The 18,276-nt window shown below is 47.6% G+C and carries 21 protein-coding genes and 1 tRNA gene; 5 read left to right on the top strand and 17 right to left on the bottom strand.

The annotated features are described in order from the left end of the window. Positions 1 to 544: 544 nt before the first annotated feature. The 10 genes from ACLO87_RS08275 to ACLO87_RS08230 all read right to left on the bottom strand — a co-directional run bounded on the left by ACLO87_RS08275 (position 545) and on the right by ACLO87_RS08230 (position 9,680). Positions 545 to 1,204: a transmembrane anchor protein gene (locus ACLO87_RS08275; protein ID WP_430223352.1), complete on the bottom strand. Its 660-nt coding sequence runs from the start codon at positions 1,202 to 1,204 to the stop codon at positions 545 to 547. 10 nt (positions 1,205 to 1,214) lie between these two features. Next, on the bottom strand, positions 1,215 to 1,946 hold the full coding sequence (locus ACLO87_RS08270; RefSeq protein ID WP_430223351.1) for a HupE/UreJ family protein: 732 nt from the start codon (positions 1,944 to 1,946) through the stop codon (positions 1,215 to 1,217). Between the two features lie 51 nt (positions 1,947 to 1,997). Beyond that, positions 1,998 to 2,387: a hypothetical protein gene (locus tag ACLO87_RS08265; RefSeq protein ID WP_430223350.1), complete on the bottom strand. Its 390-nt coding sequence runs from the start codon at positions 2,385 to 2,387 to the stop codon at positions 1,998 to 2,000. A 135-nt stretch (positions 2,388 to 2,522) separates the two neighbouring features. Further along, positions 2,523 to 3,827 (bottom strand): MFS transporter, encoded by a 1,305-nt coding sequence (locus ACLO87_RS08260; RefSeq protein ID WP_430223349.1) that lies wholly within the window; start codon positions 3,825 to 3,827, stop codon positions 2,523 to 2,525. Positions 3,828 to 3,839: 12 nt separating this feature from the next. Next, the gene (locus ACLO87_RS08255; RefSeq protein ID WP_430223741.1) at positions 3,840 to 4,010 is read right to left on the bottom strand and encodes a metal-sensing transcriptional repressor; all 171 of its coding nucleotides are present in this window, start codon (positions 4,008 to 4,010) and stop codon (positions 3,840 to 3,842) included. 504 nt (positions 4,011 to 4,514) lie between these two features. Further along, entirely contained in the window at positions 4,515 to 6,290 is a 1,776-nt protein-coding gene (locus ACLO87_RS08250) for a UvrD-helicase domain-containing protein (protein ID WP_430223348.1), read from the bottom strand. Continuing rightward, positions 6,287 to 8,038 carry an ATP-dependent nuclease gene (locus tag ACLO87_RS08245; protein WP_430223347.1) on the bottom strand — a complete coding sequence of 584 codons (1,752 nt, stop codon included), beginning with the start codon at positions 8,036 to 8,038 and terminating at the stop codon, positions 6,287 to 6,289. Before ACLO87_RS08245 ends, ACLO87_RS08250 begins: the two co-directional genes overlap by 4 nt. A 364-nt stretch (positions 8,039 to 8,402) precedes the next feature. Then, complete coding sequence (locus ACLO87_RS08240; protein WP_430223346.1) at positions 8,403 to 8,657, bottom strand: transcriptional regulator; 255 nt, start codon at positions 8,655 to 8,657, stop codon at positions 8,403 to 8,405. 635 nt (positions 8,658 to 9,292) lie between these two features. Further along, a tRNA-Pro gene (locus tag ACLO87_RS08235) sits at positions 9,293 to 9,369 on the bottom strand. Between the two features lie 68 nt (positions 9,370 to 9,437). Then, the gene (locus ACLO87_RS08230; RefSeq protein ID WP_135867088.1) at positions 9,438 to 9,680 is read right to left on the bottom strand and encodes a hypothetical protein; all 243 of its coding nucleotides are present in this window, start codon (positions 9,678 to 9,680) and stop codon (positions 9,438 to 9,440) included. Positions 9,681 to 9,890: 210 nt separating this feature from the next. Between ACLO87_RS08230 and ACLO87_RS08225 the strand changes: the two genes are divergently transcribed. Together ACLO87_RS08225 and ACLO87_RS08220 are read left to right on the top strand one after the other, a co-directional pair. Next, entirely contained in the window at positions 9,891 to 10,082 is a 192-nt protein-coding gene (locus tag ACLO87_RS08225) for a YqaE/Pmp3 family membrane protein (protein WP_135867086.1), read from the top strand. After that, on the top strand, positions 10,082 to 10,282 hold the full coding sequence (locus ACLO87_RS08220; RefSeq protein ID WP_430219780.1) for a YodC family protein: 201 nt from the start codon (positions 10,082 to 10,084) through the stop codon (positions 10,280 to 10,282). The genes ACLO87_RS08225 and ACLO87_RS08220 overlap by 1 nt, the downstream gene beginning before the upstream one ends. A 39-nt stretch (positions 10,283 to 10,321) precedes the next feature. On the opposite strand, the gene ACLO87_RS08215 is transcribed toward ACLO87_RS08220, so the two are convergent. From ACLO87_RS08215 to ACLO87_RS08205, 3 genes are all read right to left on the bottom strand, one after another. Continuing rightward, entirely contained in the window at positions 10,322 to 10,987 is a 666-nt protein-coding gene (locus ACLO87_RS08215; protein ID WP_430223345.1) for a putative quorum-sensing-regulated virulence factor, read from the bottom strand. Positions 10,988 to 11,092: 105 nt separating this feature from the next. Next, positions 11,093 to 12,457: a TrkH family potassium uptake protein gene (locus tag ACLO87_RS08210; RefSeq protein WP_135863137.1), complete on the bottom strand. Its 1,365-nt coding sequence runs from the start codon at positions 12,455 to 12,457 to the stop codon at positions 11,093 to 11,095. Continuing rightward, positions 12,457 to 13,107, bottom strand: coding sequence for a potassium channel family protein (locus ACLO87_RS08205; RefSeq protein WP_135863139.1), 651 nt, complete (start codon positions 13,105 to 13,107; stop codon positions 12,457 to 12,459). The genes ACLO87_RS08210 and ACLO87_RS08205 overlap by 1 nt, the downstream gene beginning before the upstream one ends. Positions 13,108 to 13,255: 148 nt before the next feature. Here ACLO87_RS08205 and ACLO87_RS08200 point away from each other — a divergent pair, with 148 nt between their 5' ends. Continuing rightward, positions 13,256 to 14,311: an alkene reductase gene (locus tag ACLO87_RS08200; protein ID WP_430223344.1), complete on the top strand. Its 1,056-nt coding sequence runs from the start codon at positions 13,256 to 13,258 to the stop codon at positions 14,309 to 14,311. A 39-nt stretch (positions 14,312 to 14,350) separates the two neighbouring features. On the opposite strand, the gene ACLO87_RS08195 is transcribed toward ACLO87_RS08200, so the two are convergent. The 4 genes from ACLO87_RS08195 to pbpG form a co-directional block, all read right to left on the bottom strand. Next, a complete protein-coding gene (locus tag ACLO87_RS08195) occupies positions 14,351 to 14,782 on the bottom strand; it encodes a PaaI family thioesterase (RefSeq protein WP_430223343.1) in 432 nt (143 codons plus the stop codon). Beyond that, positions 14,779 to 15,240: a GatB/YqeY domain-containing protein gene (locus tag ACLO87_RS08190; protein WP_430223342.1), complete on the bottom strand. Its 462-nt coding sequence runs from the start codon at positions 15,238 to 15,240 to the stop codon at positions 14,779 to 14,781. Before ACLO87_RS08190 ends, ACLO87_RS08195 begins: the two co-directional genes overlap by 4 nt. Before the next feature lie 37 nt (positions 15,241 to 15,277). Continuing rightward, on the bottom strand, positions 15,278 to 15,721 hold the full coding sequence (locus ACLO87_RS08185) for a carboxypeptidase-like regulatory domain-containing protein (RefSeq protein ID WP_430223341.1): 444 nt from the start codon (positions 15,719 to 15,721) through the stop codon (positions 15,278 to 15,280). Between the two features lie 64 nt (positions 15,722 to 15,785). After that, the gene (pbpG, locus tag ACLO87_RS08180; protein ID WP_135863149.1) at positions 15,786 to 16,766 is read right to left on the bottom strand and encodes a D-alanyl-D-alanine endopeptidase; all 981 of its coding nucleotides are present in this window, start codon (positions 16,764 to 16,766) and stop codon (positions 15,786 to 15,788) included. 121 nt (positions 16,767 to 16,887) lie between these two features. On the opposite strand from pbpG, the gene ACLO87_RS08175 reads away from it, so the two are divergent. Together ACLO87_RS08175 and ACLO87_RS08170 are read left to right on the top strand one after the other, a co-directional pair. Next, positions 16,888 to 17,331, top strand: a complete 444-nt coding sequence (locus ACLO87_RS08175) for a hypothetical protein (RefSeq protein WP_430223340.1) — start codon at positions 16,888 to 16,890, stop codon at positions 17,329 to 17,331. Between the two features lie 127 nt (positions 17,332 to 17,458). Further along, complete coding sequence (locus ACLO87_RS08170; protein ID WP_135863153.1) at positions 17,459 to 18,256, top strand: motility protein A; 798 nt, start codon at positions 17,459 to 17,461, stop codon at positions 18,254 to 18,256. Positions 18,257 to 18,276: the final 20 nt, after the last annotated feature.

Genomic DNA, 18,276 nt, shown 5'->3' with positions numbered 1-18,276 from the left:
AGCGAAGCGCAGCGGCTATCTCACTTTCCTGCGTCTTCATTTGTCAGTCTTTCTTGGCACAATAATATTGCTATAAGCGTTTTCGATAGGCTGGAAAAGGGTGGCTCTTGGAAGGGAACTAACGAGAATGTTCAGATATCTGGAAGTCAGTCGCAGCCAACTGTAAGTTGGTCAGTACGTGGGGGCCGTGGAGGCATGATGTGCTTCACGGTCAGTGTGGCTCAGACGTTATTCGACTTTGACGTAACCACAATCAAAAATCAGCGGTCCTGGCGACATCTGGAAGTTGCTTGGCAAAACCTGCAGTCTTTATGTAGACAACGACGATGGGTTCAATCTTGCTGTCGATGCTTGCTGGAATCCCGAACATGGGCTGACTGTGACGGTCAAGCAGTGGTGCATCGAGCAGTAGCGCAATTTGAAGTCGGTTTTCTACGGTGATGAATTAATCCACTTTGAGGGTGTCATTGAACGAACAGAGTCACAACAGCCCCATTTGAGGGGCTGAAAGTTGCGTGCATAGAGGCAAGCTGTTTTTGCTAAATTATTTTATATGATTGAGCTCAACATAATCACCTTGAGTGTTTAGCGTAACGGTAACGTCTTGCTCGGTTCGATTGCGCCAAAACCAGCCATGGTTGCCATCGAAGGCTGCCACAAGCGTCCCATTGTCTGATGCTACACCTCTACCTTTCTCGTAAGAGACAGATTGGCCGCCGCCATCACCATGAGTGTCATAGTTAAGAATGGAACCATTTGCAGTCCATGAGAAGTTGGCCTGTGCACCTGCTTTCATAACCATTTTGACTTCTGTGCCTTGTCCTGGTGCGAGGGTGATACTAAGTTGGTCTGTTCGGTTCTGTAGCGCAGGGTTAATGTTGGATGGAGCGATAGCAGGAGGGTTAGCCGCTATAGGAGTGGGTTGTTGTATCGGAGTTGGCTGAGTAACTACTTGTGGTTGGGAGAGAGGCATAGCAGCAGCTTTGGCATCTGCAGCAGCTTCCTCAGCTAACTGCGCTTTAATTTCCCCCATTTGAGTGAGCCCCATAGCACGTCCTATACCTGTAGGATCGATTGAGTATTCAGAGGGCAAGACAACAGTTATGAGGATCACTAATGATGCTATGGCAGCGATAAAAGTAGACTTTCTTAACTGTTGAGAAGTTGGGAGTTCGGCGCGTGATGGAAGATCTGAGTTGTACATAAAGAACCTTTTACGAAACAAAATAACCAGTGACTTGGTAGCCAATTAGAGTAAAACCAGCGCACATCATCATGACGTTAGCTGTGTAGGCGTGATGCCAAAAGCTTGGTGTACGCCGCCAATAGCTCATAACAATAAGAATGGCACCTAAGGCAAGTAACTGGCCAATTTCGACGCCGACATTAAATGCAAGTAGGTTAGGGACTAGGCCATCAGGCGAGATGTTGTATTCGATGATTTTTGTTGATAACCCAAATCCGTGGAAGAAACCAAAAATCAGTGTTGCCACCTTTGTGTTTGGTTGAAAACCAAACCACCTTTGGTAGGCACCCATATTGTCTAAGGCCTTGTACACCACGGAGAAACCTATTATGGCGTCGATGATGTAGCTATTGATTCCTATGTTGAAATACACGCCTAGCAGCATGGTTGTAGAGTGGCCTATCGCAAACAAGCTTACATATAAGCCTATGTGCTTCATGCGATATAGGAAAAAAATGACGCCAAGCAAGAACAGGATGTGGTCGTATCCTGTCACCATATGTTTTGCACCTAGATAGATGAAGGGCAAGATATTTACGCCAGTGATTTCCTGAATATAACCTTTGTCACCTTCAGCTACGGCATGGGCAAGAGCCAGCTTGGGGAAGATAAACAAAAATAGCAGCGTAAGGCATACAGAGATGGTTATTCGCTTGGTGATAGGCGTGCGAATCCATCCCCACAAGGAGGGGTTGAACATGTGTTCTCCAGTAGTTATAGAGTTTGATCAATAAGTGATCTAGCTATGGAACTAGGAGAGCAGTTTGGGAGGGCGCTCAAGAGGCGCGTTAAGATTTATAGGTTTAGCTTGTGCGGGAGCTAATACCCAAAGCTGAGGTGTGCTTTTAGTTATGTAGCAAAATTCTGCCGCAAAACTTTTGGTTTCATGAGAATGGTCAGCAGGGTTATGTCCATGCTGATGCCCGGAGTATGTCTCTTCGTTGAGGCCTACCTCATGCGTGTGGGTTTCTTCACTGGCTGCTGTAGCAGCAAGTTCAGAGTGCCTTTGTTTTTCGGCAAAAGCTAATGCGAGAGGATTATGAGAGTTGGTTTGACCAACCGAGGGCACGGCGAGTAGGCTCAGTATAATTAAAAATACTGAAAACAATCTAAAAGTTGGTTTGTAAAACCAATTAAACATGTTTTTCTAAGCCTGACTACGGGTTGATGCAAAGGCATGGATGAGAATTTATACATCCACCCTAGGGGGATTATTATATCCCCTAATCGAGTGATTGCCTGCGTTTTTTATTCTAAAAAATGTTCTTGGATGGGCTTAGGGCCAGTGGCGATGCAAGTCATCAATGATCAGAGTGTGCTTGTGTTGGCCATCTTGAGAGTGTTGGCGTAGATGAGGATGGTCGTGAGGTAACTCTGGGTGCGTATGTACTAAATCGGAAGGATCACCAGCGGGCCAGAGTTTGACTGTTAGAAAGATGGAGAGCAATGTCATCATCGACATGATGATAAAAGTAGTAGGCATACCTAGTGCAGCGCCTAGTATCCCTACTAGGGGATAGCAGACAAGCCAGCATGCATGAGATAGCGCGAATTGGGCAGCAAAAAGAGCGGGACGATCTTCGGGGTGGGAGGATCTACGCAATAGACGGCCTGAAGGCGTTTGAGCAGTACTATAACCTACGCCGATGATGAACCATATGATGACTAGATGCGCGTAGCTGGACGTGATGGCACCTGCTAGGGTACCTGCAGTGAGTAGGGATACACCTGCAAGCATAACAGTACGGTCGCTCACCTTTTCTAGCAGCGGCGGCAGAGAAAATGCAGCAAGCATAGAGCCACCGCCGAAGGCGGCCAGAGCCCATGCAACTTCAGTTTGGCTAAGCCCCATATTTGCTTTCACAATGACTACAGTATTGATAATAACGATTGCACCAGCAGCAGCAACAGCGAGGTTTATGGAAAGTAATCCGCGTAGCCGAGGGGTTGCTAGGTAAAGCTGAAAGCCCCTGGTGGTCCGTTCCCATATGCTCCTGCGTTGTTGGGCGATGGGCGATGGGAGAGTGACGCTAATAACAAGCGCAGCAGAGAGTAGAAAGCCAATACCTGTACCAGCAAAAAGGTTCTCAAAGCTAATAACAGTCAGTAGTGCTGCGGCTATGACCGGTGAGACTAGACTCTCTATGTCGTAGGCCAGTCTGGATAGTGATAATGCTTTTGTATAGTCTTCTTCATTAGGCAGTATGTCAGGAATGGTTGCTTGGAATGCTGGTGTAAAACCTGCTGATGCAGACTGCAGCAGAAAGATTAATACATAGATCTGCCATGTTTCTGTTACGAATGGAAGGCATAAGGCAACACTTGCACGTACCAAATCTAGAAGCACTAGCAAAGTGCGACGTGGTAGGTGGTTAGCAAAGGCTTGGGCGATAGGAGAGATGCCTACATATGCAATCATCTTAATTGCAAATGCAGTGCCTAGAACAGTTCCCGCACTTTCACCTGCAAGTTCGTATGCAAGCAGAGCTAAAGCAACAGTCATTAAGCCTGTACCAAGCAGAGCAATTACTTGGGCTGCCAGCAGGTGGCGATAGGACCGGTTTTTTAGAATGCTGAGCATAGGAGGAAGGTCTTACAGTAATTTAGAGAGGGCTTTCATTTCTTCAAGAACTTGAGCAGTGTCGTGATTTAAACAGTGGTCAATATGGTCATGAATAAGTACTCGTTTAGCGGCTGTGATAGCGCTTTCAACGGCACTGAGCTGTTGAGCGATATTTAGACACGGTTGTTCAGTCTCTATCATGCTAATGACGTGTCGAAGGTGACCCTCTGCACGCTTGAGACGCTTGATGAGGGCAGGGTGTGTGGCGTGAGTGTGTGATTTATTCATATGCTGATATTATCCCCCTAGGGGGGATGTAGGCAAGTGAAAAAAATATGGCGATAACTGTTTCTATGGCTTTAGGTATCACTGTGAGGGAGTGTGTCTAAATACTCTTGATTGGTGCACGTTTGATAGACGTTGATTGTTCAACGGGTTTATGACACAGATAGGTAAAAATATAGCCCCATATATGGGGCTATATAGAGAGTCTGGAAAACTAACGTTTTCTAGACATAATGCTTATGTTGATTCTTACTGTGTAGTAGTCAGGAACTGTATGAGTCTTCAATTGAGGCAAGGATGACGGCACAAACTTGGGGGAGAAGGAAAAGGAAAATATTAACGCCCTAATTTTTTATCTAGGCTGTGAGCGAAGCATTTCAGAGTTAGCGAAAGGAGCTTAAAGTGACATTGTTTTAATGGCTACAAGTTTTTTCTTACATAGGGAACTTGAGCTGCTGTCATGATTGCTATGCAACGGTCGGCGAAGGCAGTTGGTACAGCAAGTGCGCCGAGCTGCTTGGCGCGAGTTAGCCCAACATAAAGTACCCGCTTGGCTTCTGCATCGGCAAGAGTTTCCCAAGATGAAAATAGAGCTTCAGTTCGATTTTTGGGAGCACGATTGGGGGGGATGACGAGGCATACGGCATCAAACTCATGGCCTTTGACTTCATGGATTTTCGCGCATTTGAGAGGGGAGTCTGTCGGGGTTTGAAGGTGTTTTGACCATTGAGCACTGGTTGGACGACGAAAAAAATTACGCACGGTCACACCAGTAGGTAGTGGAAGTGCTAACTGCTCGACTGTTTCATGCGCAGAAGCTATCCACGCAAGCCGATCTGCATCGCTGTCTTCGCACTCCTTAGGAAGACCCATAAGTAGACTCAGTGCCTGTCTTCGGTGTGCTCGACGATCAAGAGCAAGCCGCTCTACTGTTCTCAATAAGTGCTCATTAGGCTGGCGTAATCCCATGAGATCCAGTAATGTTGTCTCCGCAGCTTGAAGTATGGTCTCTCTGGATCGAGCTGTTGCTGCTGGCGACCAGAACGCCGCTACTTGCCGCGCCAGTAATTCAATACGTGAGCTTCCTTTGGAATCATTAATAGTTGCGCCAACAGCTCGCTGCGCAAATTTTCCTGAGTGTGCCAAGATAATTGCATTTTTAGCATCTAAGCCAAATTCAGTAACACTATCAAGGAAGGCCTGACCTATTGCCGCAGTTGGGCTTTGGCCTTTATATGCTAGAAGACATATTGGGTGTTCTACTGTAGAAGTGTCACCAACAGACTGATCTTCTTGGCCACTATTTCTAAGTGTGGCTGCTAGTCGGCAGATTACCGGGCTACTACGAAAATTACCGGTTAACTTTAGATGGGATTCAATAGGGTACGCTCCCTTGAATTCATGAATCCCCGCAGGATTGCTGTTACGAAACTCGTAAATAGCTTGATCTGGATCGCATACAAAGGTGATATTTACACCGTATGCTTTAAGCCAGGTGAGAATTTGCAGATCGAGAGGGTTGCAGTCCTGTCCTTCGTCCACCATGATTTCGTGGAAACGAGCTGCTAATGAACGACCTAAGGCTCCTCCAACTACTGGGTTCTGGATCAACTCTAGCGTTCGGGTGCGGGCATCATGAGCGCTCATGTAGCCTGCCTGCAATAAACCACGTCGCTTGTTTGCAGCAACTCGTTGGTATCGTGTTTGGTGCAAACGCACATGTTTTTTTAATTCAGAATGTTCGATTCTTTCTGGGTCAATGATATTGGTTTCAGGATCAAATAAGTCTAAACTTACAGCATCACCTCGAAAGGCGAATTCTCCAGCTAGCCTGATTTCAATACCAAGAGTGTCCCAGCTATCTAGGATGATTGGTCGTATGGTGCTTGTCGCTACACAGTTTGGTAAGACTACGAAATGTCTGACGAAAGAATCAAGGGTTCCCATAAAACTAGGATGTTTCAAGAGCTGGTCGAGTCCTGCTATTTGGCAGCGTTTACGAAACTCATCTACGGCTGAGTTTGTGAACGAGAGTATCGCAACACCATGGCGTGGTGGTAATGTAGTGGCTATTCTTGCTAGGCGTGCAAGAATCGTATGTGTTTTTCCAGCGCCGGGACATGCATGGACGAAGGTACCGCCAACGTGAGCGACGAATGCTTTCTGTTCTTCTGTCAGGCTTTGATAATCGCTCATAATTGTGATGCACCGCGGATTGCGTCAGCGAGGTAGGGCGGTACAATAAATGGTTCGCTAGCTTCAATATATGAAGCCATTGCTTGGGCTAAATCGCCTTTTCGGGTATTTTTTGCTTCAATTAATTTGAGAAAAGCATTAGGACGGTCTCGTTCTTCTACTCCCTCGATTCGACTTTCCCAGTCGCGACGCGAGTTACGATGTAGACGAAGAAAAACCTTCTTCAGAAAGGCCTCGTTCCCAGCGCTAAAAATCTCGTGTTCTAAGGTGTGTTGATTGGTTAGTACGGTTAGTGCTTGTGGTGCGCCGTATCTCGTGGCTAGGTTTTCTAGATCTACCTTCCTATTTCCCAACACGCTAGGATCAGCGTCTGTGACCACAATGAGGTGATCTGCTATACGTGCTTCTCTGTGTGGACGTAACAGCACCTCTACGTAGGGGCGGAAGTCAACACCGTCGATCGGCACAATGACGGCCCCCTTGAAACGGAGCCATTGATCGGCATTGTTGGCGAGAACGATTTTCTGTGCCAATATAGGTAACAGAAGAGCTTCTGCAATTCCTTCCACTAGAATGGCCCTGTTACCGAACAGCAGTGCTGAGCGAGTGACGTCTAGATAACGACTAATCTTGTCCAAAGTTTTTGGTTTGAGTCCTATTTCCGCAATAGGCACGCTTACCGACTCTGAAACTACCACTCCGTTTTGCTCACGACGACACGAGCGCATGACCACTAGATGGATTGGAGAGACCCATGCCGTTAAATTTGGCGAGTGGGTTGTCACAATAATCTGGATACGCCCTTCCGGCTTGCCAGACTCAATGGCGCGATCCGTTGATTGACGTGCTTGTTCTAGTAGAAATTCGAGTACCAGTACTTGTAATTGAGGGTGTAGGTGTGCCTCAGGCTCTTCGACGAGGAAAATCGTGAGGTCAGCCTCCTTGGCCTTGGCTAGCTCAACTACCACTGTGGCCATATATAGTAGGTTGGAGTAGCCTAGACCTGAGGCTCGGATGTCTTCAGGTATCAAGCCTGAGTCGGCTAGACGGAATCTTAAGTCGCGAGCGATATCAAATAGAGTCTCCTCACTAAAGTCCAATACTGCAGTTTGCGGTCGGACGCCATTAGTCAATAAACCTAAGGCAGTACCGATTTCTGCGTTCATTGTGTTTAAAATATCGGGCCGTTGATCGGCGCGCCTCACGTTGGTGAGAAAGCTTTCTTCTTGATCTTTTGGTAGAAAATTACGCAGTAGTGCCATGACACGTGTACCGCTACTTGTTCCCAGGGCTTGATGCGCATCTCGTAAAGCAGGTAGATAGACATGTCTAATTAACTCAGATGACCCGGCTTCTGGTTCGTTAGTATCGAAGCGACCAGCCCAAGAAGTGACTTTACCGCGTGGAGCACGTTCGGAACGCGACTCATAACGATAGCCAAAGATGGCTTCGTTCTTGTTGGGGTCTGGGACTGCTGAAATTAGTAGTCCTTTTAGAGTGTCACTTAGGTCTTGAAAAACACCTTCAATTTGGAAGTTGGGTGTCGTTGAGTGGCGTCGTATATCCTCATCCTCTGGATAACGTTCCCGTCGCCCGCTTAATGGCAAAGTTAGTAATCGAATTGCGTCTATGACATTGGATTTTCCACCGTTATTCTCACCAACTAAAACTGTTAAGTCTGGGCGTAAACTTACTGTGACGTTATCGCAAGATCTGAAACGCGAGATTGTCATGTCTTTTAGATACATACTCTACTCACTATATGTTGCATGCTTTGTACTTTATTCATGATGATTCGTAAAATGTATGTCTGCAGTATTTGCAACTGAGTCAATTGGCTCTTGCAATACATATTGATGCACACACATATATTCTCTTTTCAAAAGCTTAATAAGTAAGCATAGGAGCTATTTTTTGTTCTTCTGCTTATAGAAGTAATAGAGTTATGATAATCGAGATACCTTTCCGCGTCCCCATTATGGGATCGCTAGAGTTTATCTCCACCAACCTCATGAATTGTTGATATCAATCTTAATATTTACAACTAATGTGGATGGGTTGGCTATTTTTTTGATCTAGCATGTAATCTGGTTTTCTAAAAATGGGACTGAATTATTTGTCATTTTTGAAAACATTTAAGTTTATTAACTCAGGCCAAATCTGATCCCAGTCATTGGGACGAAGCATTTGGCGAGTCACAGTGCCTTTCGTCATTTTCTCAATTTCCACGCACCGAATGATAGGGACTTCTTGAGCGCCAGTGGCCCAGCGGTGGACGATAGAGGGGGATACGTTGAGATGCTTGGCTAGGTAAACAAGCCCCCCAGCAAGCTCACACGCTAATCGTACAGGTAGAAAATCGCTCATAGGATTCGACTATAGTTGTTAGTTATAAGTGTAGGAGTTGCATAATTTTCACTCGCAGTGAATAATAGCATCGAACACTGACTACCAGTGGATGCTCATTAACAACCTGGTCGATGAATACCGGCTCATGCATAGAGTTATTGATTTGTGCAGAGTAGGCCGGCTGCCCGATTACATAGGGGCAGAAGTAAATCCTATGAAAAACCAGTCAATCTTCAGGCATGTAGAGTATGCGTTAAGAGAAGATGTGGCTGGCGACCCTACGAAGGGCTGTCTCATTTCGATGTGACACCCAGAGGGCGCCCATTGTCGTGAGACAACCACCGCGGGGATGGCGGGTAATTCCCGACAAACAGCAGTAACTTGATCAGTGTTTTATGAACCTCATTGTTGACGCAATGAATCTCTTACTGAATCAAGGTTGATACAGCCGCTTAACCAGTAAGCTGTATCTCAAAGCGGGATGTTTTTACATCCTGCTTTGGTTAGTCATCTCTAGGGTAGAGGAGGCTAACCAAAGCATTTGATTTTCTGTCGCCCAAAACGGAAAAAGCCATGGTATTGCTACCATAGCTTTTTGCCTTAAAGGCGTGTTCTGAATCGTTAAAGAACCAGTACTACCTTGGGGAATTCTTTGGTCGGAACGGAAGGATTTGAACCTTCGACCCCTTGCACCCCATGCAAGTGCGCTACCAGGCTGCGCTACGCCCCGAGAGAAATAAACTATAGCCTATGTAACAGACTTTTGTCAACTAATCAGGGAGTGCTATACGCTGTTTGCTAGAGGCGATTTTCGTGTGATGCCTCAATGGTGAGATCTTTAATTAGTACCGCAAAACGGTCTGAAGCGGGCAGGTTACAACTGCCTATACGCACATTAACGGTTTCACCGTAAAGTTCGGATAGCGCCTGGGCGATGACTTGTTCGGTTTCAGCGATGGACTTGGACTTGAACAGTTTTCCTACTGCTGGTAATTCAACCAACTGATCCAAGATGCTTTGATTGGGCCTGTTTTCATACATAATTGTCTCCCGATAGCACAATAGGTTATGTAGCCTCATGGTAGGGGCTTATATAACGCGGTGATTTGTGTCACATCAATAAATGCGTATATTTCACGGACAATCTGTAGGGTTTTATAGAAATTCTGTACTCACCGTTAATACAGAGCTACTGCGATAGTGATTCGCACAGTAGAATAACGGCTGAGCTATTACAGGAGGTGAATTGCTATGAGGTTGGTGATTGCGCTGTTGTTGCCTTGGTTGGTGTTTTTTACGATCAAGCGCCCTGTTTCTGGCATTATTTGCCTGATTTTACAGATCACGATTATTGGTTGGGTGCCGGCTGCTATTTGGGCAGTATATGCACTAAGCCAATACGATACAGATAAGAAAATCGCTGAGGCGTTTGGACGTAAGTAATGAGTACTAAAGTTATGACAGAAGTGAAGTGGAATATTGGTGATGTGGTGCAGCTTAGAAGTGGCGGACCACGCATGACAGTGACTCAACTAGGGCTGACGCACGGAAGAGTAGAGTGTTCGTGGTTTGTTGCAGATACAGAATTACGTTCTGCCTTTATCCACTCGCAAGCCGTAGTCCGTGTGAGCGACGCGCAGTAGTGATAAAAATAGCCAGCAAATTGCTGGCTATTTTTTTGTCTAGAAATTGGCTTGTACCGCCATTTTGACATAAGGGTCTAGGCCGTCTTGGCGCAGCAGCCATGCTTTGTAGTCTGGTGGTAGATCAGCAATAGGCATGCCTCGGTGTTTGCCAAAAGGCATGATGGTTGGTACACGGGCTTGGTCAGAGTAACGCCAGAGTTCTTCCCAACTGTTGACTGGGGTAGGCATCGCGTTTAGCAAGGCGCGCAGTAGGTCTAGGCAGTTGCGTACATCGGCTAATGCGGAGTGCGCATTTTTTAGGCGTTCACGCGCGTTAGCTCTGTCTATGTAATAGATCAGCGCGGATTGGCTATGGCTGTCTAGCTGCGGAAATAGCTGCTTGCTTAACGCCAAGGTGCAGATACGTTTAACGTCAGGTTTGCCAGCGACTTCCCAGTCGTAGTCCACGTTGTGCCCAATGATGTATTGCGTATCAGCAGGTAATTGGAAAGTAGTGTGTGAAGGGCAGGAGGCCAGCTCTTCGTCGTAGATATGGTGCACAGCGAGTGCGCCTAAGGTGATGGCTTCGCTGGGTTTGTAGCGCTGCTCAAACTCTTCCAAGATGGTGAGGTTAGCTGGCGTATCCAGTTTGAGCCAGGCGGCTTCAATGACTTGCGGGGCGCGTGTGCCCGTGGTTTCTGTATCAAATAATAGCGCGCTCATCAGCCTTTTCCTGTGTGGTGATTCATTCAAAAGCACCGCCCCCGTAAGAGGGCGGCCTGATCAGGAATTGTAGACTGCTTATAGGTGCTTTTGCTAGGGCAGGTATTAACCCACTTGGAAGGGGGTTTCTGGGTAGCGGATGCGGCTACGTGTGCGTCTAGCAATGGTATAGACCAGTGTGAGCGGGCCTAGCCTACCTACGAACATCAGCACGGCCAACATGGCTTGGCTTGGTCTGGTGAGTTCAGGGGTAATACCGTGACCCATACCGGTAGTGGTAATGGCGGACATGACTTCAAACAGCACGCTGCGGAAGGGTTGATGGCCATCAAAAATGGTGACAAACATTACGCCAAACACAAACCAAACACTGGTAATGAAGGCCAAGGCCAAGGCTTTTTGTGTAATGGCAGGTGAGATGGTGCGCCCACCAATGACCACCTCTTCGCGGTGACGTATGTACGAAAATACGGCCGCCACTAGAACTATAAAGGTCCCTAACTTAATACCGCTGGCGGTACTGAGCGAACCGCCGCCAATGAACATATACATCATCATCAGCATGGTAGAGCTGTCGTGCATATCCACGACGCTCATGGTGCTAAAACCAGCGGTTCGAGTGGCAATGGCTTGGAACCAGGCAGCGGTAGCTTGTTCACCTATAGGCAGAGGCTCAAGGGTGGCGGGGTTATTGGCTTCAAAGGCCCAGATTGCTAAGAAGCCGACGACGTTCAGCGCCAAGGTGCCCAGCAGAATCAAACGGGTGTATAGCTGCAGTTTGGTCCAACGACGTTTTTGCAGTATGTCCAGTAGTACTGGGAAGCCTAAACCGCCCAGAATGATCATCAACGATAAGGTCAGAATGCTGAAGGTGTCAGGCACCATGCTGCGCAAGCTTTGATCGTAGAGCGAGATACCGGCATTGTTAAACGCCATGCTCACGTGAAAGTAGGCTTGGTAGAAAGCTTCTCTCCACGGATCATGACGCGTCCACCAAAGGCCTAGAATCAAAATGGTGATTATCTGTATGGCAGCCGATATCTTGATTACCGCCAGCGCCGTTTGGTGAATTTTCCCCACGTTGGTTTGGTTGAAGGCTTCTAAGGCCAATGCCTGCTGATTGAGGCTAATACGTTTTTGTATGCTTTGTGCGGCAAGCACAGCAAAAGTGATAATCCCTAAGCCGCCCAACTGAACCAAGATAGTCAGAATGACTTGGCCAGTGGTGGTAAAGGTGGTGGCAGGCTCAACGACCGCTAGGCCGCTCACGGTCACCGCTGATGTCGCCATGAATAGGGCATCAAACCAGCCTATGGGGCGTTGGGTGGAAACCGGCAGAGACAGCAGTACAGAGCCAAGTAAGATCAGCAACAAAAAACCTAATGCCAGTACTGCTGGAGGACTGGCATTCAGGGTGGTGCGACGATCTACCTGAAAGGGAAACCGGTCGCGAGAGGGACGTATTTTCATTAGATCAATTTAGGCGCAATCGTACGCAAGGCCGTTAATGGGCCAAACAATACAATCACGTCTTTGGCTTCTAGTAGAAACTCGTGTTCTGGCCGAATGGTGACTTGGCCACGTCGCTTGATCAGTAACACCTCTACATTCGGCTTGTTTTGCAGAATGGATTTGATGGCTACATCTTCCAAATTATCGCTGGCAATAATTTCAACGATAAATTCTCCATTTCCTAGAGAGATATAATCGTTTACCATTGGGTAGCTGAGCATTTGTGCGACGCGTATACCCATTTCTTCTTCTGGGTGCACAATGCGTTGAACACCTAGCTTGCCCAAGATAAGGTGCTGGGCATGAGATACGGCCTTCACCCAGATGTTTTGCAGCCCCATGGATTTCAAGTGCACTACGCACACCAGACAGGCTTGCACGTCATCGCCAATAGCAATGAGCACGGCATCGTAGTTTTCTAAGCCCAACTCTTCCAGCGCTGCTTTGTCGGTTACATCTACGATAACGGCGCGGGAAATGTCGTCGGCATAGCGCTCTACCAATTTGGGGTCATTATCTACGCCAAGGACGGCGTGCCCCATTTTTGTTAGCTCCAGCGATGCGGCGGAGCCAAAACGTCCCAGGCCGATGACGGCGAACTGTGCCATTTTTTGTCCTGAATGTTGCGGTTCTAGAAAAGATTTAGAATAAGAGATTGGTAGTCTACTCCAATTTCTGGTAAAAAAACCTTATACGGGAAACTACGGATATCATGTCTACAGCTGATATTTTTACTCTGTGGGTGGCAGTGTTGTAATGGTAAGTTTGTTTGATGCTTGTAAAGCAGGGGATCTAACGATGTCAAATCGCATCGTTATGGCCCCCATGACGCGTACGCGTGCTACCGATGCTCGCGTACCTAGCGATCTAATGCGCAATTATTATTGCCAACGATCCAGTGCGGGTTTGATTATTTCAGAAGCTACTTCTGTTTCACCTCAAGGCGTGGGCTATTTGCGCACGCCGGGCATTTGGAGCTCAGCCCAAGTAGAAGCGTGGAAAAATATTGTGCAAGCAGTGCACGCACGCGAGGGTAAGATCTTCTTGCAACTGTGGCATGTGGGGCGTGTTTCTGACCCTGAGCTGTTAAACGGGCAAATGCCGGTGGCACCTAGTGCTATTGCGTGCCAAGGTAATGTCAGCTTGCTGCGCCCACCTCGTGAATATGTGGTACCTCGAGCTCTAAGCGTAGAAGAAATTGCTGGTATCGTTAAGGATTTCAAAAATGCAGCGCAAAATGCCATGGTGGCAGGTTTTGATGGTGTAGAAATCCATGCGGCAAATGGTTATCTGATTGACCAATTCCTTAACGATAGCAGTAATCACAGACAAGACGACTACGGCGGCAGCATCGCAAACCGTAGTCGTTTTCTTTTTGAAGTCGTAGACGCGTGTGCCGAAGTGTGGGGGCATGGCAGAGTGGGTGTGCACTTATCTCCGCGCGGAACAGTGCATTCTATGCATGACTCTGCGCCTGCGAGTCTGTACACGCATGTGGCAGCAGAATTAGAGCGTCGTAAAGTGGCGTTTGTGTGTTGCCGTGAAGCGAACGGCAGCCAAGATATCACGGCTGTAGTGCGTCAAGCATACAGCGGGCTGTTGATCGTGAATGAAAGCTATGACTTAGAGCGCGCAGAACGTACGGTGAGTTCTGGGCGTGCTGATGCGGTTGCTTTTGGCCGCTTGTTTATCGCTAACCCTGATTTGGTTGAGCGCTTTAGACAGCGTGCCACCTTGTCCGAGGCTGACAGCAGTTCGTTCTATTCGGATGGCCCCAGAGGCTATACCGACTACTCCAGCTTGGAGCAGTAGCAATACACAGCAGCCCTGATTTCTCAGGGCTGCAGCGTTTTAGACGCGAGTGTTGCGGTCTCGTTTACGTACTACTTTGAAGCTGGCAGAGGCAGTGGCCACCAAACGCTGTTTGGCATCACGGGCTTCTGCAGTGCAATACGCAATCTCATCAATGATCTGCAAGCAGGTGGCAGTGAAATCTATGTCGCCCCTAGCAGGGTTCAGAAACTGCGTAGACATTTCAATGGTTGCCATGCCTGATTCAGGAATATGCGCACGAGCGGCAGCGCTTAAGGTGTAGTCCAGCGCACTCATTAATGCACCACCGTGTACATCGCCACGGCTATTGGTATTGTCTTCACGCCACGGCAGTCTAGTGACGGCGCTTTGGTGATCAGAGGTCAGCGAGAGCAAGCCAATGGCTTCCATAAATGGAATATGCAAGCCAAAGTGCTTACCCGTTAGTGGAGCAGCTACTACTTGGGTCATGCTTGCAAAGACTGTTTTACCTGTGCAGCAACGGCAGCCATGTCTGCTCGACCAGCCAATTTAGTGCGTACACCAGTCATCACAGCGCCCATCAGTGCAGGGCCTTGAATGCCTTTGGCAGTTGCTTCGTCCAATACGGCTTTAATAACCGCTTGGATTTCTTGCTCGTCAGCTTGGGCTGGCAGGTACTCTTGCAGAATCAGCAGTTCGGCCTGTTCTTTCTCGGCGTGTTCAGTGCGGCCGGCTTGTTCAAACGCAACGATGGATTCGCGGCGTTGTTTCACTTGCTTTTCGATAATGCTCTGAACTTCGCTGTCATTTAATTCGCTTTGGCTATCAATTTCACGACTTTTGATCGCGGCCTGCAAAAAGCGCAGGGTGCTTAGGCGCACTTGTTCGCGGGCGCGCATAGCGGATTTGATGTCATCGTTGATTCGTGTTTTAAGCGTTTGGCTCATGATGGTTTTGCTATAGAGGTGTGAAATCGGGATGGCGTTAAGGTTTTGCCGACCAGTTCAGATCAAGTGCTGTGTTTTTATTTTCTTGAATCGTGATCTTACGGGTTTGGGTAACGCCTTCATAGGTGCTGTGCAGTGTGTAGCTGCCAGCAGGAAGTTGGATCAGGCAGAAGGGGGCGTCACTGGTGATATTTAGTACAGTGTTGCTGTCATTTTGATCACGCACTACGACTTGTACATCGCTGACAAAGGCAGCACGGCCATCGTTAGTGTGGGCAGAAAAATTCAAGCTTAGCGAGTACTTAGAACGTACGCGTCGGAATGCCGCTGTTTCATCACTACCAATACCACCGGTCACATACACGATAGAACCGTGGTACTGAGGAGGAGGCAGGGCTGTAGGTGTTTCTTGTGCCTGAATAGCTGTGCTGGACAGTGCTGCAGAAAAGAACCAAGCAAATAACAGGGAGAATTTTTTCATGGTCGCAATAACACAGGAGTACAGGCAGGGGATCTGCCTGTGATGCGACTATTGTAGCGTCATCTTAGAGCATCGCTAGTTGTGAACTGCCTTCGACCAAATTGCGTAGTCGCACAGCATCACCAATGCGAGAGTAGCGACCCTGCGCATTCAACAAAACGATAGCTACATCACGACCATCAATTTTGGTGAGCATGACCAAGCATTCGCCAGCTTCATTGATAAAGCCAGTTTTAGAGATTTGGATATCCCATTTCTCGTTTTGTACCAGCCTATTGGTGTTATTAAACTGCAATTCGCGGCCACGACTAGGTTGCACAGAGTAGTGCTCGCTGGTGGTGTAGCGATGAATAATAGGATGTTGGGATGTGGCTTGTAGCAGCTTGACTAAGTCTTGCGGGCTAGACACGTTCTGGCTATTCAAGCCTGTAGGCTCAACAAAATGTGTTTGACGCATACCCAGTGCGCGAGCTTTGTCGTTCATGGCACGCGTAAATGCAGGTAAGCCACCAGGGTAATGACGACCTAGCGAGTTAGCAGCACGGTTCTCGGATGACATGAGAGCCAAGTGCAACATGTCAGTACGACTAAGTTTGCTACCAATAGCCAAACGAGAGCTAGAGTTTTTGAGGGTGTCTACGTCTTCGCGAGAAATTTCCAGCATCTCATCCATATCTTGACCAGACTCTGCCACGATCAATGCGGTCATGAGTTTGGTAATCGAAGCGATGGGGCGAATTTCTTCGCTGTTTTTCTCGTACAGAATCGTAGAGCTTTCCAAGTCTTGTACCAGCGCAATTTCAGAATGCAATGCAGCTGATTTGCTTTGGCTCAAGGGTAAAATAGATGGGAGCTCAGCAGGGGCCATCCCTACTGGGCGTAAATTTTGCTGGAAACTCAAGTAGGGCTGGTTGTAAACCAAGCTGTTCGCTGGGTTCATTGCTGTTTCCGCCAAGACTGCAACAGAGCTTAGGCTTAAACCAATGCATGTAACCAGAGAAGCTGGAAATTTGGTGAGGAAGCGGGCAGATGTTTTTAGTGTCATGGCCAGTCTGTGCGTAGAGCGTATGGTGCAGCAATAATAGCAGAGTTTTTTGATTTAAATTAGGGGCTTACGAGCTAAACTTGAAAAAAAATTCAAGTGACGTAACAAGGTGTTTTATATAATGAAAAAAGCTGATTTTTCATACAGTGGTTTTACGTTAAAAGAGGCTGTGGTTAGAAAAATTTTGGTAATCAGTGTTTTAGCGCTGCTGGTTCAGCCTGCAATCAGTTGGGCAAAAGATGCACGTGCGTACTCAGCCGTAAGCCCTGGCATAGAGCGCTTGGATTCTGTCATGGCATACCCTGTTGCGAATGACAACGAGGTAGGGAAAATCGCTGAGGTATACATAGACGTGTCGTATGCGGGTAATGCAGCGGTACACAGCGAGCTATGCCACGCCAGTGGTAGCCCATGTATACAGGTAGGCTCTGTAGGTAGGCAAAGCACCGTATTTGAGGGGTTGGATGCCGCCGTGGGCTTTGTCTTAAAGCACAACGTACAACGCTGGGGAAGCAGCCCGCGCCCGTTATTCATCCAAAGTAACCTTGGTGTGTGGACAGAGTAACTCGTTGTTTTTGTAGTATTCATTGATACAAATCAGACGGCAAACCTAAACTAAACGTAACAAATGCCGATACCAGAGGGTTGTCTTGTTGCCTGAATATTCTGTTTGGGCTGCTTTGGTGAGTATTATGAATCCCTCCACACTGATAGGAATTGTGGCCAGCGTATTGTTGTTGGCCGTTGTGTTGTTCTTTTCGGCAGAAGATGCATCACTGTTTCTGGATTGGCCAAGCTTAGGCATTGTGCTGATAGGTACGCTGGCAGCAACCTTTATTAGCTATCCATTAAGTGAAGTGGTGCGAATTTTTGGGTTGATTGGCACCGTTTTGCGTAACGAAAAGCTGTACACCCAACACGATATTGATGAGCTAGTGAACATTTCCCGTCTTTGGATAGCGGGTGATATACGCGCTGTAGAAAATGCGTTGGAGAACGTGTCCAACCCATTTCTCAAAACAGGCGTGCAACTGGTCATTGATATGACTCCTGAAGAAGAAATCATCGAATTACTACAGTGGCGCATTTCCCGTATGCGTGCGCGTGAGCATGCCGAGGCACAGCTATTTAGAGTGATGGCAAGCTATGCGCCAGCTTTCGGTATGGTGGGTACGCTCATTGGTTTGGTGAACTTGATGTTCTTGCTGGGCGATGGAGATATGACGGCCATTGGCCAGCAGATGGCATTGGCCTTGATGACCACGTTTTATGGTGTGTTGTTTGCCAACCTGCTATTCAAGCCTGTGGCGGTGAAGCTAGAGCGTCGTACCGAGCAACGTGTGGTGCTGATGAACATGGTGCTGCAAGGCATCTCGCTGATGAGCCAGAAACGTGGCCCTGCTGTGATGCGCGAAACGTTGAATTCATTTATGGCGCAATACCAAGATGAAATTAACGACTCCGATATACGCCATGAGTACGCAGAGTAATGATGAATCGCATAACGAAT

The organism is Paenalcaligenes sp. Me52 (genome assembly GCF_050487965.1).
In the GTDB taxonomy this organism is placed as follows: domain Bacteria; phylum Pseudomonadota; class Gammaproteobacteria; order Burkholderiales; family Burkholderiaceae_B; genus Paenalcaligenes.
Note: the sequence above shows the minus strand (reverse complement) of the source record. Positions and strands in the feature narration are given on the sequence as shown.